The organism is Pseudomonas sp. MF7453 (assembly GCF_016405455.1).
GTDB lineage: Bacteria > Pseudomonadota > Gammaproteobacteria > Pseudomonadales > Pseudomonadaceae > Aquipseudomonas > Aquipseudomonas paralactis.
The window spans coordinates 31,514-45,795 of the sequence record NZ_JAEKCN010000017.1 but is presented as its reverse complement, the minus strand read 5'-3'; the positions used below and the strand labels follow the sequence as shown (position 1 = coordinate 45,795).

The following is a 14,282-nucleotide window of genomic DNA, read 5'->3' as shown; positions in this document are numbered from 1 at the left end:
CAGAACTCGCAACTTGTCCTGGCACCCCAACGACGCTTATCGTGGAACGGCTCGATTTTTGGCGTTTGCCCGGTGCGACGTCCAACTAATAAAAACCGATCCATGCATAAGAAAAAGTTGATCCCATGAATTTGAAGTTCCTCGAAACCTTCGTCTGGGTGGCCAAGCTCAAGAGCTTTCGCCTGACTGCCGAGAAGCTGTTCACCACTCAGGCCTCGATTTCCAGCCGCATTGCCGTGCTTGAAAGCGAGCTGGGCGTGAAGCTGTTCCTGCGTGACTCGCGAGGCGTGAGCCTGACCCCGGAAGGCTTGAAGGTGCTCGATTATGCCGAGCAAATGATGGTGACCATGCAGGGTTTGAAGCAGTCCCTGGAGACCACCAGCAGCAAGGTCGGGCGCATTCGGATCGGCGCGATGGACACGGTGATCCATACCTGGCTCAGCCCGCTGGTCGCTGAATTGATGAAGCTGTTCCCGCTGGTGGAAATCGAGCTGGTCGCCGATACCGCGCTGAACCTCAGCGATCAACTGCAAAAAGGCTTTCTCGACTTGATCCTGCAAACCGACCTGCTGCGCCTGGAAACCGTACGCAGCCTGGAGTTGGCCAGCCATCCCATGGCCTGGATCGTGGCGAGCCAGTCGATCTACAACCGCGACTACGCCTCCCTCGCCGAACTGGCCCAGGAGCGCATCATCACTTACTCAAAGAACTCCCACCCGCATCAGGACGTATTGAGTTTGATGCAGGCCAATGGCGTGGCCGCGCCGCGCATGAACTGCGTGAACTCGGTGTCGGCAATTACGCGATTGTTGCGTGACGGCTTCGGCATCGGTGCCCTGCCGCCGGTGCTGGTCAGCGAAGAACTGGAGCGAGGGGAATTGGTGATGCTGCCGATGGCACAGCGCCTGCCGAACTTGCAGGTGGTGGTGTCATGGCGCGTGGGGGTGGAGTTGGTGGAAGAGATTGTGGGGTTGTGCCAGAAAGTCGTCGCCCGCTATGCAGAGCAAGTCGGTGCAGAACGCATGCAACTGCATAAACCCGATTAAAACTGTGGGAGCTGGCTTGCCCTAAGGCTTCTGTAGGAGCGAGCTTGCTCGCGAAAAACCCACAGACGCCGCGTTTACTCAGGAAGCACGCGTTATCGTTGACGTTTTTCGCGAGCAAGCTCGCTCCTACAGGCCCTTGAGGTCCCGCTCTTCGATGGGCCGGCTCTGACGCAAACGCCGGCCACCCAGCACCACCCAATCAATCAAGCGATACAGGCACTCGATGCCGAACGACAACAGCATCGCCCCGCCCAGGCCCCAGCCCATGGCTTCGGGCGTCAGCAGAATCTGGTAGCTGTAGCCATTCCAGGTCTCCAGACGGATATCCGGGTCGGCGGCCACGGCCACTTGCAGGGCACGGATGTACCACGGGCCCTGCATGGCCTGAAATTGCTTGTCCAGCTCCAGCTGGCGGTCGAGCATGGCGCCCAGGCTGCTGGCGTCGCTCTGGAATACCGGGTCATCGCTGGCGCGGTAATGCGCCACCAAGGCTTGCATATCACCGTTGAAGAACTGCTGCGCCGTGGACTCAAAGCCGCGCAGACCGGTCTGTGCCTCGATCAGGTGGGCTTCGACGCGCTTGGCGTAATCGTTGATAAACCCCGGCACTTGAACGCCGACCAACAAGCCAATGGCAAACAGCACCAACCGCAGATAGCTGAGCAACATGGTCGATTCCTTATTCGGTAACGCCCTGGCTGACGCATTCACCGCGTCGCCACAGGCTCCATTGGCCCGGTTCGTAGCGGGTCCAGTTTTCGTTGTCGGTCAAAGGCTCGGTGGCGATCACCGTTACCACATCATTGGGGGTGGTTTCGGCCTGAAAATCGACGATCACGTCGACATCTTTCAAGCGTGCCGGGCCAAACGGCGCGCGCCGGGTAATTTGCGCCAGTTTGGTCGAGCAATAGCAAAACAGCCAGTCGCCGTCGCTGAGCAGGCAGTTGAACACGCCTTTGCTGCGGTATTCGGCGCAGGCGGCGATCAGGTCGGGCAGCACCTGTTCGATGTCCACCGGCTCGGGGAAGGCTTCGCGCACACGGTTGAGCAAGTCGCAGAACGCCGCTTCGCTGTCGGTATCGCCCACCGGGCGGTAGAAGGTGGCGCGGGGATTGAAGTCCGCCAGTTGGCCGTTGTGGGCAAAACACCAGTTACGCCCCCACAGCTCGCGCACGAACGGATGGGTATTGGCCAGGCTGACCTTGCCCACATTGGCCTGGCGAATATGGCCGATCACCACTTCGCTCTTGATCGGATAACGCTGCACCAGCAGCGCCACTTCAGACTCACTGCTCGCAGCCGGGTCCTGGAACAGGCGCAGGCCACGGCCTTCATAGAAGGCGATGCCCCAACCGTCGCGGTGCGGGCCAGTGCGCCCACCGCGCTGCATCAGCCCGGTAAAGCTGAACACGATATCGGTGGGGACGTTGGCACTCATGCCCAATAATTCACACATGCCAGGGCTCTCGCTGCAGGGCGGTCAACGTTTAAAGGCGCGGCTCGACCCGCATACCAGCGGCAGGCGCCGGGCGACGGAACGGTTCGTCGTCTTCCGGCTCGGCGGCCAAGGCGGCATCGGCAGCCGCCTTGCGCTCACGGCGAGCGTTGGCGGCGCGTTCGATGGGCCAGCGGATCAGCACAAACACGATGTACAGGGCAAACACGATCATCGTGTACATAAACAGATCGGAGATCGCCCGCCAGGCGTTGTTGCCGACCTTGAGCACCAGGTCCAGGGCGGTAATGGCCACGGCCGGCGCAAACTGGGTCTTGACCGGGTCGACGATGGTCGGGCTCAGCAACAGCACCGCCATCAGCAGTTGCAGCGGCTCGCGCAACCAGCGCCAGACCCAGCGGGTCATGCGCCACCACACTAACAGGCAGCCCAAAGCGGCGAAGGCGTAGAGGCCCCAAGCGGTCAGATAGTCGTTCTCGGTCATGGTGTCCATGGCAAGGCTGGCAAAGAGGCGGCTATGATAACGGCTTTTGCGTGTCGCGGCTGCAATGCCGGCCACCGTCCGCCAGATAGGGAATTATCCATGCCTATTTCCACCGCTCCGATTGCCCGCAAGGCCCCAGGCGCAGACCCCTACGCCTGGCTGCAAGAGCGCGACACCCCTGAAGTGCTCGATTACCTCAAGGCCGAAAACGCCTGGCAGGAAGCCCAGCTCGCCGACCAGCAGGCGCTGCGCGAGACGCTGTTTGAAGAGATCAAGGGCCGCATCCTCGAAACCGATCTGTCGCTGCCTTCCCCCTGGGGCCCGTACCTGTACTACACCCGCACCACCGCCGGTGACGAATACGCGCGCCACTACCGCTGCCGCCGCCCGGCCGATGACAGCAATCAGGTGGACGAGAGCAGCGAAGAACTGCTGCTGGACCCGAACGTCTTGGCCAATGGCGGCTTTTTCTCCCTCGGCGCGTTCAGCATCAGCCCCGACCACCAGCGCCTGGCCTACAGCCTCGACACCAGCGGTGAAGAGATCTACACCCTGTACGTGAAGGAGTTGGCGACCGACAAGGTCAGCGAACTGGCGTTCGACAACTGCGACGGCAGCATGACCTGGGCCAATGACAGCCTGACGCTGTTCTTCGGCGAACTGGACGAGACCCATCGTCCGCACAAGCTGTATCGCTACCGTCTGGACGGTACGGCGGCGCAGGAAGTGTTCCATGAGCCTGACGGCCGTTTCTTCCTGCACTGCTACCGCTCCAGCTCCGAGCGCCAACTGCTGCTGGCCCTGGGCAGCAAGACCACCAGCGAAGTCTGGGCGCTGGACGCCGATCAGCCACACCTGGCCTTCACCTGCCTGGCGCCGCGGGTCGATGACCACGAATACGATGTCGACCATGGCAAGCGCAATGGCGAGTGGACCTGGTTTATTCGCAGTAACCGCGACGGCATCAACTACGCGCTGTTCGTCGCCGCCGATACCGGCACGCCGCCTACCGAAGCCGATTGGCAAAACCTGATCCCCCATAGCGACGAGGTCATGCTCGACGGCGTGAGCCTGAACGCCAACGCCATGACCTTGAGCCTGCGCATTGGCGGCCTGCCGATCATCGAGGTGCATCCCGAGGGTGTACCGGCTTATCGCGTGGAATTACCCGACGCCGCCTACAGCCTCTATGTACAGAACAGCCTGGAATTTCCAAGCGACAAGATTCGCCTGCGCTATGAGGCACTGAACCGCCCGGCCCAGGTGCGTCAGCTGGAGCTGGAGAGCGGCGCGCAGGTGGTGCTCAAGGAAACCCCGGTACTCGGCACATTCAATGCCGACGACTACGTCAGCCAGCGCCTGTGGGCCACCTCCGCCGACGGTACCCAGGTGCCCATCAGCCTGGTGGTCAAGCGTGACCAGCTGGGTAAAGCCACGCCGCTGTACCTGTACGGCTACGGCGCCTACGGCTCAAGCCTGGATCCGTGGTTCGCCCACGCACGCCTGAGCTTGCTGGACCGTGGGGTTGCGTTTGCCATCGCCCACGTGCGCGGCGGCGGTGAGCTGGGGGAAGCCTGGTATCGCAATGGCAAGCAGGAACACAAACAGAATACCTTCAGCGACTTTATCGCCTGCGCCGAACACCTGATCGCCGAGGGCCTGACCACTTCCAGGCAACTGGCGATCAGCGGTGGCAGTGCCGGCGGCCTGTTGATTGGCGCGGTGCTCAACCAGCGCCCGGACCTGTTCCAGGCTGCGATTGCCGAGGTGCCGTTCGTCGATGTGCTCAACACCATGCTCGACCCGGAACTGCCGCTGACCATCACCGAGTACGATGAATGGGGCAACCCCGAGGAACCCGAAGTGTATGCGCGCATCAAGGCCTACGCGCCGTACGAAAACGTCAGCGCCCAGGCGTATCCGGCCATGCTGGTGATTGCCGGCTACAACGACAGCCGCGTGCAGTACTGGGAAGCCGCCAAGTGGGTGGCCAAGCTGCGCGACACCGCAACGTCAGACAACCTGTTGCTGCTCAAGACCGAGTTGGGCGCCGGCCATGGCGGCATGAGCGGGCGCTACCAGGGATTGCGTGACGTAGCGCTCGAATATGCCTTTGTGTTCAAGGCGCTCGGGCTGATCCAGGAACTTAATGGAGCGGTCCTGTCTGAACTCGGGACCGCCCTACATGATTGACGGACCAATATTTTAGCCATGCCACAACCGACCTTACTCAACGACGAAATCCGCGACATGCTGATGGACTGCGGCCTGTTTGACCCGCTGTTGCCGGAAGATTTTCATATCGCTGCGGGCTATTTCAATATCAGCAGCATTGCCCAAGGCGAGGTGATTTTTCTTGAGGGCGATGCCGGCACGTTTATGTGCATCCTCCACAGCGGCCAGGTGGCCGTGCAGAAAACCAACCACACCGGCCAGCGCCTGACCATCGCCACCCTGCGCAGTGGCCGGGCGTTTGGCGAAATGGCGGTGCTCGATGGCGAGCGGCGCTCGGCCAGTTGTGTCGCGGCCAGTGATTGCGTGCTGCTGAACCTGGGCAAGGATGCCCTGGAAAAAATGCTCAACGAAGCTCCCCGGGTTGCGGCCAAGATCATCCGCGCCATTGCTGTTGCCCTGTCCAGACGCTTACGCATGGCCGATGGGCAACTGTTGGCTCAGCAGTTTTAACCGCCGGGCGTCTTCGGCTTGCTGTCGTTTTGCTGCAGGCCGGGGACGGTCTGGTCTTTGGGCGGCGCGGGCAACACGATAGGCACCAAAGGGGGCGTACCGTTGGTCTTGGGCGTGGCGGGCGGGCTGACTTGCGGGTACAACGTGGGAGTCGGCGTGCCCGGCGCACCAGGCGTTGGTGTGGGCGCGACCGGTACGGTTTGCAACTCCTGAGCCTGCGCCGCAGCGGATATGAGCGCGCTCAATACAATGACCGTTAGAATGCTGCACTTCATCGATGGCTCCATGGCCTGACCGGAATGCCGTAAGGCTACTCCCAACTGCGCAAGAATGCCCTTCCCAATGAGATTTCCATGAAACGTTTCGTTCTGCTGGACACTACTCCGATCCCCGACAACGGCGGCGCCCTGTGCCTGTTCGAATACGGCGAGGACTTCGTCATCAAGATTCAGGGCGGTGACGGCGGCCAGTTGATGAACACGCGCATGCACGGTTCCGAAGACGCCCTGGCGGAGATTCCGTGCCGCAAGGTGGCCGGTCGCCCGAATTCCCGGGTGCTGATCGGCGGTTTGGGCATGGGCTTCACCCTGGCCGCGGCGCTCAAGCATTTGGGCAAGAGTGCCGAAGTGGTGGTGGCCGAACTGGTGCCGGGCGTCGTGGAATGGAACCGTGGGCCGCTGGGAGAAAAATCCGGGCGCCCGTTGCTGGACCCGCGCACGGTGGTCCGCCTGGAAGATGTAGCCAAGGTGCTACAGGCCGAGCCCCAGGGCTTCGACGCCATCATGCTCGACGTCGACAACGGTCCCGAGGGGCTTACGCAAAAGGCCAACAGTTGGCTGTATTCCGCCGGTGGCCTGGCCGCCTGCGCCAAGGCCCTGCGGCCCAAGGGCGTGCTGGCCGTGTGGTCGGCCAGCGCCGACAAGCTGTTCAGTGACAAACTGCGCAAGGCCGGCTTCAAAGCCGAAGAAGTGCAGGTATTTGCCCATGGCAACAAGGGCACGCGGCATACCATCTGGATTGCAGAGAAGCTCAAGGGCTGATCGCGGTTGATTCAATAGCGCCAATCCCCTGTGGGAGCAGCTAGAATCAACCTTGTCCGTGAACCACCCAATAATAGCCAGGAGCCATGATGAGCTCGAACAACCCGCCCTCCCACACCGCCAAGCTGGACCGCATCCTCGCCGATGCCCAGCGCGATCGCGAAATGGGCTACCGCGACAAAGCCTTGAAGATGTACCCCCACGTGTGCGGCCGTTGCGCCCGTGAATTCGCCGGCAAGCGGTTGAGTGAACTGACCGTACACCACCGCAACCATAATCATGATGACAATCCCCAGGACGGCTCCAACTGGGAATTGCTGTGCCTGTATTGCCACGATAACGAACACTCGCGCTACACCGACCAGCAATATTTCGGCGAAGGTTCCACCAGCAGCCCGAGCATCGCCAAGGCGACGCACAACCCGTTTGCGGCGTTGGCGGGGTTGATGAAGAAGGACGACTGAAGATCGTCCTTGTCTGTACTGGCCTCATCGCAGGCAAGCCAGCTCCCACATTTGGAATGCATTCCCCTGTGGGAGCCGGGCTTGCCCGCGATGACGATCGCCCAAGCACTGCATACCCCCAGGCCGTATAATCGCCTTTTTTCTTAAGGCACCTTTCCCCGTGGGCAATAAACGCTACAGCTGCATCGGTCTGTATAACCCCAAATCCCCCGAAAACGTCGGCTCGGTGATGCGTGCCGCCGGCTGCTACGGCGTGGCCTCGGTGTTCTACACCGGCGTGCGCTACGAGCGTGCCCGGGACTTCATCACCGACACCAAGAAGGTCCACCACGACATTCCGCTGATCGGCATCGACGACCTGAAAAAGATCCTGCCCCTGGGCTGCATCCCGGTCGCCGTGGAACTGGTGGAAGGCGCCCGCCCGCTGCCTGAATACACCCACCCCGACCGCGCGCTGTATATCTTCGGCCCCGAGGACGGTTCCCTGGACAAGGAGATCCGCGACTGGTGCGAAGACGTGGTGTACATCCCCACCACTGGCTGCATGAACCTGGCGGCCACCGTCAATGTGGTGCTTTACGACCGCCTGGCCAAGGGTAACAACACCCGTTCGGGCCCCAAGTACTGATTTGGCGGGAACATCCAGCCCCTGCGCGCAGTCAGCTAGTAACACTAGCCCTTGTTGGAGACAGATCATGAGCGACAGCAAAATTTTGAAACCTATCATCGAAGCCGCACCGTTGAAGCCTCAGCCCACCCAGAACGTGCATGGCTGGGAACGTATCGGCTCGGTGGCGGGCGGCGTGATGATGGTCGGCAAAGGCCTGCGCCGCGGCGGGATTTTCGGGCTGATCCAAGTAGCGATTGGCGGCGTGGCACTGGCCCGTGGCTTTACCGGGCACAGCTCACTCAAGGACAAGCTGGAGCAGGGCCGCCAGGAAATGAACAGCGTGCGCACAAAGATCGAGCGAGCCGGGGAAGAGCTGAAAAACTTGAAAACCAAGGCGGAAGTGGCGGCTGAAAAGGCGGTGAAACCCAAAGCCTGATCCAAGTCTTGGACATGCTGGAAATTCAAATGTGGGAGGGTCTTGCCCCCTCCCACATTTTGAATTGCACAGGGCTTGGGATCAGCGCAGCAGTTTGCTGTCCAGTACCACCGACGACTCGCCGATTACGCTTTCGGCCAACTGCACGAATTCTTTGGTGTTGATGCTGTTCACCCGCATCACCGCCTGCGCCAGATCATCCAGGGATCGCTTGTTGTGGGTTTTCACGCGGATCTCGCGGTCCAGGTCCTGCAGCACCAGCACTGCCCGCGCTACACCGGCGCTGCCGATTTGCTCGCCCCTCAGGCTGGTAACCGCCTTGCTTTCTTTGGCCAGCCGCGCCTGAATCGCAGCATAACGCTCATCGGTGAGGCCCCCGGCGCGTCGTACCAGCTCAATCGCGTAATACTCCCCCAGGCCCTCGCTGATCCAGTCACTGCTGTCGTGGTCGTTGAAGCGCCCGATGGCCTGCACCACTTCGCGCAGCAACGGGCTGCTGCCATTTTCGCCAACCAGCGGCGTGCGGCTGTTGAGGTAGATCGAGTCGCGTAATGAATAAGCGCCCCGCCGCATCGGGTCACTGGCGCCGACGATCAACAATTTGGCGGGATGGCGCGGGAACGCCGCGTCCACCTGCGGCCAGACGAACGTCAGCAGCGTCAGCACGTCCATGCGGCGCATGCCCTGCCCCTTTGGCGAGGCCACGGTAACGTCGGTTTCACCCAGGCGCAGGCGGCGGCTGCCGAGGTTGCCGGCGAGCATCCAGCCGGTCGGCCGGTCGAACAGACGGGATACGTTGTCGATACGGAATTTGTTTTTGCCAATGCGCGGCCAGGCGGTTTCGACGCTCTTCCAGCCCGCCGGCAGTTCGAACATCAGGCGCGAGACCAACTCAATGCCATCCTGCTGGTCCAGGCGCGCAGCCGGTACCAGGTCTTCGCCGCGCAGTAAGGCCCAGTTGGGCGTGACTCGCGTGTCATAGGTGCCCGGCTTGCGCGCGTGGGTCAAACGCACGCGGTAGGTCAGGCTGGCCTTGTCGGCGCTGGGTTGCCACACCCCACGGCTGCCCGTGACTTGCCACTGGCCGTCGGCCTTGAAGTCGCTGTAATCGCCGCTGCGGCCCAGGTCAAAATCCAGGCTGCGCACCGCCGAGCCTTGGGCCAGGCTGACGCGCACCTCGGCCTGCTCGCTTTGAGGCAGCAGCTTGACGTGATAATCCAGGTCAACCTTCTTCGCGCACCAGCCCGGCCCGCTCAGGGCCAGCATTACCAGGGCCGCTGCCAACTTGGCTGCCACCTTCATACGCACTCCTTCGTTCAGCCGGCACGGAAGATCAGGTAATCCTCCCAGTCGTCCTCGGGCACGCTGCCTTCACTGAGCATGCGCCCGGACTGGGAAATGCGTTCATGGTGCACCGCGTCGCGGTCGCCGCAGACCAGGTGGTGCCAGAGCGGCAAATCCTTGCGCTCGCTGACCAGACGGTAACCGCAGGTCGGCGGCAGCCATTTGAATTGGTCGGCCTGGCCGGGGGTGAGCTGGATACAGTCGGGCACCGAGGCCCGGCGATTGGGGTAATCGGTGCACTGACAGGTTTTCAGGTCGAGCAGTTTGCAGGCGATACGCGTGTAATAGACGCTGTTGTCGTCTTCATCCTCAAGCTTTTGCAGGCAGCACAGGCCGCAGCCGTCGCACAACGACTCCCACTCCTCCTGATCGAGGTGCTCAAGGGTTTTGCGTATCCAGAAAGGTTCGACTTTGGCGGCCATGGCTCTACATCAGTATCGGAAGGTGAAAAGGCCGCCAGTCTAGTGCCCAAGCCCGTTACGGCCAAGCGCTTACGACTGACGGTGTTGCAAGGCTTGTCAGGCCTGGGTCGGCGCAGTAGCTTTGAAACCCCGCTTTTTTCATCAGGATCTGTCCATGAGCGATAACCCACGCGTTGCCGATTACCCGATCCATACCCAATTTACCGAACGCTGGTCGCCCCGTGCCTTTACCGGCGAGAGCATCGCGCAAGAGACGTTGCTGAGTTTCTTCGAAGCCGCACGCTGGGCACCCTCGGCCTACAACTCGCAGCCGTGGCGGTTTCTCTATGCCCGCCGGGACACACCAGACTGGGAGCGCTTCCTGGGCCTGCTGAATGAATTCAACCGCAATTGGGCGCAGCACGCGTCGGCCCTGGTCATCATCGCGTCGAAAACCGACTTCATCGCCCCCGGTGCTACAGAGGAAACTCCGGCGCTGTGGCATACCTTCGACACCGGTTCGGCCTGGGGCCACCTGGCGCTGCAAGCCAGCCTCAGCGGCTGGCACACCCACGGCATGGCGGGTTTCGATCAGGAACTGACCCGCAAAGAGCTGAAGATTCCTCAAGGTTATGCGCTACATGCCGCCGTAGCCGTGGGCAAGCTGGGTGACAAGTCGAGCTTGCCGGAGTACCTGCAAGGCCGTGAAGCGCCAAGCCCGCGCAAGTCGTTGACTGAGCTGGTGTGCGAGGGGGACTTCAGCCTCTAAGCCTTGCGCGTTAACCGCCCCTTGTAGGAGCGAGCTTGCTCGCGAAAAACTCACAGGCGCCGCGCTTATTCAGAAAGTGCGCGTCATCGTTGACGTTCTTCGCGAGCAAGCTCGCTCCTACAGGAGGGCATGGGGCAAGCTCAGTACCCGCGCTCGAAGTCCACTTCCCCGCGCAGCGCTTGCTTGGTCTGATACGCCCGCAGGTTCTGCACAAACAACTCCACCATCATCGATGGCGAGGTCGGTGCCGAGCTGTGCCCGGTCAACAGCAAACCCCATGCGGTCCAGAACGGGTGGCGCTGCGGCAGCGGCTCCTGACGGCACACGTCGATCACCGCGCCAGCCAGGTGCCCTTCTTTCAGGGCTTCGACCAGATCGGCATCTACTACCGCCACGCCGCGCCCGACGTTGATAAACAACGCCGTCGGCTTGAATTGCTTGAACAACGCCGCGTTGTACACGTCATGGGTGTTGGGCGTATTGGGCAGCAGGTTGATCACATAATCGACCTCCCCCACCAAACGGCCCAACTGGTCGAGCTCGGCCACTTCGATAAACGGCGCCTGTTCCCGCGCCGTACTGGCGATGCCGTACAACTTGACGCCAAAGGGCACCAAAAAATCAGCCACGCTTTTGCCAATGTCGCCGGTGCCGACAATCAGCGCCTTGCGCCCCGCCAGGCTCTGACCCATGCGGTTATCCCACTTGCGCTCGACCTGGCTGACCAGGCGCGCCAGTACTTCGCGCTCATGGCCCAGCATATAGGTGAGCACAAACTCGGCCATGACTTGGCCAAAGATGCCCACCGCCCGGGTCAGGCGATAGTCGCGGGGCAAGCCCTCGGCCAGCAGCGGCGTGATGCCCGCCCAGGTCGATTGCAGCCACTGCGGATGATGGCCCTGGCGCAGCAGGGTCGCCAGCAGATCGGGCTGGCCCAGCCACACCGGGCAATCGGCGGCCAGACGCGAGAGTTCGGCCGAGTCACCGCTGGTCAGCACCTCAAGGTCGGGGGCAGCTTCCTTGAGCAGTTGGGCGTAGAGCGGGTGATCCTGTTCAGCAATCAGAACACGCATGGTTCAAACCTTTCAAAAACAATGCAGACGGCCGCCCGCATCCTTACGGCCACCGTCGTCTAATACGATTCCATTTAAAGCCTGTGCCCTGACGCGGGCACTGATCGATCACATCGGGTCGTTGCGACGCAGCAACTCTTCGGGCAAGTGCTCGATGTACTCGTCTTCGGCCGGCGGCATTTGCAGGTGGTAGCCCTGCTTGTCGAGGTTTTCCAGGACCACGGTGATGTCTTCGCGCGACAGCTTGCGCTCCGGCGTCAGCACCATGTCAAACGCGTGATGCGCCTTGCCGAAGGCTTCCATCAGCGGCTCGGGCACACGCTCCAGGGCATCGCTTTTGAGCACGTAGAGGTACATGCCGTCTTTTTTCTTGCTGCGGTAGATGGAGCAAATACGTTTCAAGGCTGTTCTCCGGCATTGGCCAGGCTGTCGAGCAGCGCCTGGCCCATCAGCTCGCGGCGCCAGCCACGCAGCGAGTCTGGCAATTGGTAAGGCCCATCGGGGTAGCCACTTTTGACCAGGGCTTCGAGGGTTTTCTTGCGCAGCATCAGTTCCGGCGCCATCTCCAGGCGCTCGGCGAACGTCTGGCCCAGAGCGCGCAGTTGCTTGATCAGCGCGGCGGCGTCCACCGGCAACGGTTCGGCAACGGCGGGAGGCCACTGGTCCATCGGCACGCTACCGGCACGCTTGATCAGGTCCAGCAGAAACTGGCCGTCCTGACGCACGGTACGCGGGTGCATGTCTTCGATCTTGCCCAGCGCCGCCAGGTTATCCGGTTGGGATTTGGCCAACGGCCAGAGCGAATGCTCGCGGATGATGCGGTTGCGCGGCAGGTCGCGAGCGCGGGCCTGTTGCTCGCGCCAGGCGCACAATTCACGCAGCACGGCGAGTTGGGCACGGGACAGTTTCCACGCCAGCTTGGCGTCGCGGTACACCTCGAAAGGGTCGATTTCGCGGCGCAGGTTGGCCACCAGTTCGGCGCCGTCTTCCAGGACCCAGGCGTATTTGTCATCCGATAGCTGCGGGCGCAGGCGAATATAGACCTCGGCCAGGTGCACCGCGTCTTCGGCGGCGTAGCTGACCTGCGTCTCGGACAATGGCCGCTGCAGCCAGTCCGAGCGGGTTTCGCCCTTGGGCAGCTCGATATCCAGCACGGCTTGCACCAGGCGCGAATAACCCATGGAAAAACCAAGGTTGAGGTAAGCCGCAGCCAACTGGGTGTCGAACAAAGGCGCGGGCAGGCTGCCGGTCAGGCGCAGCAGCACTTCCAGGTCTTCGCTGCAGGCGTGCACCACCTTGATCACCGCCGGGTTCTCCAGCAAGGCGGCCAAGGGCTGCCAGTTGTCGATGGTCAGGGGATCGATCAGGTAAGCGCGTACGCCATCACCGATCTGGATCAGCCCGGCAATGGGATAAAAGGTGTCGACCCGCATGAATTCGGTGTCGAGGGCGACGAATGGCAACTGCTGCCATTGGGCGCAATGCTGGCCGAGGCTATCGTTGTCGCAGATCCAGTGAATATCGATGGCCACACGGCTCTCCCTTGAAGAATGGCGCGCAGTATATATCGCCAAAGGCGCTTGCGAGCATCCGCAGTGCACACACCATCATGAAAACTCCGACAGGAGATAAAGAATAGTCCGACAGATGGGGGGTTAGCCTCTCTTACGCAGGACGTACACACACCACAACTTGGAGCCCGGCAGGAATTCCTGGTAATTCAGGATCTTGAAGCCAGCCTGACGAAACTCCTGTTCTACCGACGTACCCACGCTTACGGAAACAATCACCGTGTCGCGGCTGACGCGGTGAAACTCGCGCAACAACAGGAGTCGCGCATCGCTGCTGGGCACATGGCGAAACAACTCCAGGCAGAAAATGCAGTCCACCGCATTGGCTGAAAGGCCAATCGAAAACGCCGAGCCCTGGAAGGTTTTGACACGCTTGAGCAACGTGCCCGGGTGATGGGTGCGCGCGTGGTCGAGCATGGCCTGGGAGTTGTCAGAGGCCAGGATCACCCGGTTGACGTGCTCGGCCAGGACCGGCCAGAACCGCCCCGAACCACAGGCCAGGTCAAGGATGAGCCCTGGCTCACCCGCGACCTTCAGTGCATGGCGAACCAGCCGCGCATCCCGCCACGCGGCCAGGCGCTGCAACAGCCTTGGCGGACGCGGATCACCGCAGACCCTGGCATGCTCACGGTCACAGCGCTCGGTGAATTCAGTCTCGATGGGGGATGGAGGTTGTGGCGACATCACGGGCTCATGTGGGTAAAACGGTAGTGAACGACCTTGATTCACAGCTTAACCACTGCAACGTGAAAAAAAGGTCGAAAGCCGCCACCGTAAACTCCGTCACGCCTGATGCAGGTACCAACGCCAATCCTGCTCGCCGACCTCGCCCATGAACTGGCGATATTCGGCACGTTTAACCGCACCTTGCCACCCTGCTCCACGCTGGAAATAATAAGCCCC

The 14,282-nt window shown here is 61.6% G+C and carries 18 protein-coding genes and 1 pseudogene; 8 read left to right on the top strand and 11 right to left on the bottom strand.

Annotated features, from left to right (window positions below):
- Positions 1-125: 125 nt before the first annotated feature.
- On the top strand, positions 126-1,046 hold the full coding sequence (locus tag JFT63_RS23615; protein ID WP_057704607.1) for a LysR family transcriptional regulator: 921 nt from the start codon (positions 126-128) through the stop codon (positions 1,044-1,046).
- 126 nt (positions 1,047-1,172) lie between these two features.
- On the opposite strand, the gene JFT63_RS23610 is transcribed toward JFT63_RS23615, so the two are convergent.
- The 3 genes from JFT63_RS23610 to JFT63_RS23600 are packed head-to-tail and all read right to left on the bottom strand — an operon-like array spanning position 1,173 to position 3,061.
- A complete protein-coding gene (locus tag JFT63_RS23610; protein ID WP_005786113.1) occupies positions 1,173-1,715 on the bottom strand; it encodes a DUF2937 family protein in 543 nt (180 codons plus the stop codon).
- A gap of 10 nt (positions 1,716-1,725) precedes the next feature.
- Positions 1,726-2,502: a class II glutamine amidotransferase gene (locus JFT63_RS23605; protein WP_003189615.1), complete on the bottom strand. Its 777-nt coding sequence runs from the start codon at positions 2,500-2,502 to the stop codon at positions 1,726-1,728.
- Between the two features lie 31 nt (positions 2,503-2,533).
- Positions 2,534-3,061: an MFS transporter gene (locus tag JFT63_RS23600; protein WP_198707532.1), complete on the bottom strand. Its 528-nt coding sequence runs from the start codon at positions 3,059-3,061 to the stop codon at positions 2,534-2,536.
- A gap of 24 nt (positions 3,062-3,085) precedes the next feature.
- Here JFT63_RS23600 and JFT63_RS23595 point away from each other — a divergent pair, with 24 nt between their 5' ends.
- Together JFT63_RS23595 and JFT63_RS23590 are read left to right on the top strand one after the other, a co-directional pair.
- Positions 3,086-5,179: a S9 family peptidase gene (locus tag JFT63_RS23595; protein ID WP_198844897.1), complete on the top strand. Its 2,094-nt coding sequence runs from the start codon at positions 3,086-3,088 to the stop codon at positions 5,177-5,179.
- 18 nt (positions 5,180-5,197) lie between these two features.
- Positions 5,198-5,671: a Crp/Fnr family transcriptional regulator gene (locus JFT63_RS23590; RefSeq protein WP_057704604.1), complete on the top strand. Its 474-nt coding sequence runs from the start codon at positions 5,198-5,200 to the stop codon at positions 5,669-5,671.
- On the opposite strand, the gene JFT63_RS23585 is transcribed toward JFT63_RS23590, so the two are convergent.
- Positions 5,668-5,946 carry a hypothetical protein gene (locus tag JFT63_RS23585; RefSeq protein WP_057704603.1) on the bottom strand — a complete coding sequence of 93 codons (279 nt, stop codon included), beginning with the start codon at positions 5,944-5,946 and terminating at the stop codon, positions 5,668-5,670. The genes JFT63_RS23590 and JFT63_RS23585 overlap by 4 nt on opposite strands.
- Positions 5,947-6,024: 78 nt before the next feature.
- On the opposite strand from JFT63_RS23585, the gene JFT63_RS23580 reads away from it, so the two are divergent.
- The 4 genes from JFT63_RS23580 to JFT63_RS23565 all read left to right on the top strand — a co-directional run bounded on the left by JFT63_RS23580 (position 6,025) and on the right by JFT63_RS23565 (position 8,221).
- Positions 6,025-6,711, top strand: coding sequence for a spermidine synthase (locus tag JFT63_RS23580; protein WP_057704602.1), 687 nt, complete (start codon positions 6,025-6,027; stop codon positions 6,709-6,711).
- 89 nt (positions 6,712-6,800) lie between these two features.
- Positions 6,801-7,175: a YajD family HNH nuclease gene (locus JFT63_RS23575; RefSeq protein ID WP_014717487.1), complete on the top strand. Its 375-nt coding sequence runs from the start codon at positions 6,801-6,803 to the stop codon at positions 7,173-7,175.
- A gap of 160 nt (positions 7,176-7,335) precedes the next feature.
- On the top strand, positions 7,336-7,803 hold the full coding sequence (locus JFT63_RS23570) for an RNA methyltransferase (protein WP_003189607.1): 468 nt from the start codon (positions 7,336-7,338) through the stop codon (positions 7,801-7,803).
- A gap of 67 nt (positions 7,804-7,870) precedes the next feature.
- On the top strand, positions 7,871-8,221 hold the full coding sequence (locus JFT63_RS23565) for a YgaP family membrane protein (protein WP_198844896.1): 351 nt from the start codon (positions 7,871-7,873) through the stop codon (positions 8,219-8,221).
- Between the two features lie 81 nt (positions 8,222-8,302).
- Here JFT63_RS23565 and JFT63_RS23560 read toward each other — a convergent pair whose 3' ends face one another.
- On the bottom strand, positions 8,303-9,523 hold the full coding sequence (locus JFT63_RS23560; protein WP_198844895.1) for a hypothetical protein: 1,221 nt from the start codon (positions 9,521-9,523) through the stop codon (positions 8,303-8,305).
- Positions 9,524-9,537: 14 nt separating this feature from the next.
- The gene (locus JFT63_RS23555; protein ID WP_003172524.1) at positions 9,538-9,987 is read right to left on the bottom strand and encodes a YcgN family cysteine cluster protein; all 450 of its coding nucleotides are present in this window, start codon (positions 9,985-9,987) and stop codon (positions 9,538-9,540) included.
- A 154-nt stretch (positions 9,988-10,141) separates the two neighbouring features.
- Between JFT63_RS23555 and JFT63_RS23550 the strand changes: the two genes are divergently transcribed.
- Complete coding sequence (locus JFT63_RS23550; RefSeq protein WP_198844894.1) at positions 10,142-10,735, top strand: nitroreductase family protein; 594 nt, start codon at positions 10,142-10,144, stop codon at positions 10,733-10,735.
- Between the two features lie 140 nt (positions 10,736-10,875).
- Here the strand turns inward: JFT63_RS23550 and JFT63_RS23545 are convergent, their stop codons facing one another.
- From JFT63_RS23545 to JFT63_RS29745, 5 genes and pseudogenes are all read right to left on the bottom strand, one after another.
- Positions 10,876-11,808: a D-2-hydroxyacid dehydrogenase gene (locus tag JFT63_RS23545; RefSeq protein ID WP_057704598.1), complete on the bottom strand. Its 933-nt coding sequence runs from the start codon at positions 11,806-11,808 to the stop codon at positions 10,876-10,878.
- 108 nt (positions 11,809-11,916) lie between these two features.
- Positions 11,917-12,210, bottom strand: a complete 294-nt coding sequence (locus tag JFT63_RS23540; RefSeq protein ID WP_014717482.1) for a YcgL domain-containing protein — start codon at positions 12,208-12,210, stop codon at positions 11,917-11,919.
- Positions 12,207-13,340, bottom strand: coding sequence for a ribonuclease D (rnd, locus tag JFT63_RS23535; protein WP_032877242.1), 1,134 nt, complete (start codon positions 13,338-13,340; stop codon positions 12,207-12,209). The genes JFT63_RS23540 and rnd overlap by 4 nt, the downstream gene beginning before the upstream one ends.
- Positions 13,341-13,463: 123 nt before the next feature.
- The gene (locus JFT63_RS23530; RefSeq protein WP_057704597.1) at positions 13,464-14,063 is read right to left on the bottom strand and encodes a class I SAM-dependent methyltransferase; all 600 of its coding nucleotides are present in this window, start codon (positions 14,061-14,063) and stop codon (positions 13,464-13,466) included.
- 99 nt (positions 14,064-14,162) lie between these two features.
- A pseudogene (locus tag JFT63_RS29745) lies at positions 14,163-14,243 on the bottom strand (hypothetical protein); the annotation flags it as partial.
- Between the last annotated feature and the right edge of the window lie 39 nt (positions 14,244-14,282).

Bases quoted from the DNA above. Each gene is read 5' to 3' on its own strand.
- JFT63_RS23610 (WP_005786113.1), bottom strand. From the start codon at position 1,715: ATGTTGCTCAGCTATCTGCGGTTGGTGCTGTTTGCCATTGGCTTGTTG.
- JFT63_RS23615 (WP_057704607.1), top strand. From the start codon at position 126: ATGAATTTGAAGTTCCTCGAAACCTTCGTCTGGGTGGCCAAGCTCAAG.
- JFT63_RS23595 (WP_198844897.1), top strand. From the start codon at position 3,086: ATGCCTATTTCCACCGCTCCGATTGCCCGCAAGGCCCCAGGCGCAGAC.
- JFT63_RS23530 (WP_057704597.1), bottom strand. From the start codon at position 14,063: ATGTCGCCACAACCTCCATCCCCCATCGAGACTGAATTCACCGAGCGC.
- JFT63_RS23575 (WP_014717487.1), top strand. From the start codon at position 6,801: ATGAGCTCGAACAACCCGCCCTCCCACACCGCCAAGCTGGACCGCATC.
- JFT63_RS23560 (WP_198844895.1), bottom strand. From the start codon at position 9,523: ATGAAGGTGGCAGCCAAGTTGGCAGCGGCCCTGGTAATGCTGGCCCTG.
- JFT63_RS23585 (WP_057704603.1), bottom strand. From the start codon at position 5,946: ATGAAGTGCAGCATTCTAACGGTCATTGTATTGAGCGCGCTCATATCC.
- JFT63_RS23590 (WP_057704604.1), top strand. From the start codon at position 5,198: ATGCCACAACCGACCTTACTCAACGACGAAATCCGCGACATGCTGATG.
- JFT63_RS23565 (WP_198844896.1), top strand. From the start codon at position 7,871: ATGAGCGACAGCAAAATTTTGAAACCTATCATCGAAGCCGCACCGTTG.
- JFT63_RS23550 (WP_198844894.1), top strand. From the start codon at position 10,142: ATGAGCGATAACCCACGCGTTGCCGATTACCCGATCCATACCCAATTT.
- JFT63_RS23605 (WP_003189615.1), bottom strand. From the start codon at position 2,502: ATGTGTGAATTATTGGGCATGAGTGCCAACGTCCCCACCGATATCGTG.
- JFT63_RS23580 (WP_057704602.1), top strand. From the start codon at position 6,025: ATGAAACGTTTCGTTCTGCTGGACACTACTCCGATCCCCGACAACGGC.
- JFT63_RS23545 (WP_057704598.1), bottom strand. From the start codon at position 11,808: ATGCGTGTTCTGATTGCTGAACAGGATCACCCGCTCTACGCCCAACTG.
- JFT63_RS23555 (WP_003172524.1), bottom strand. From the start codon at position 9,987: ATGGCCGCCAAAGTCGAACCTTTCTGGATACGCAAAACCCTTGAGCAC.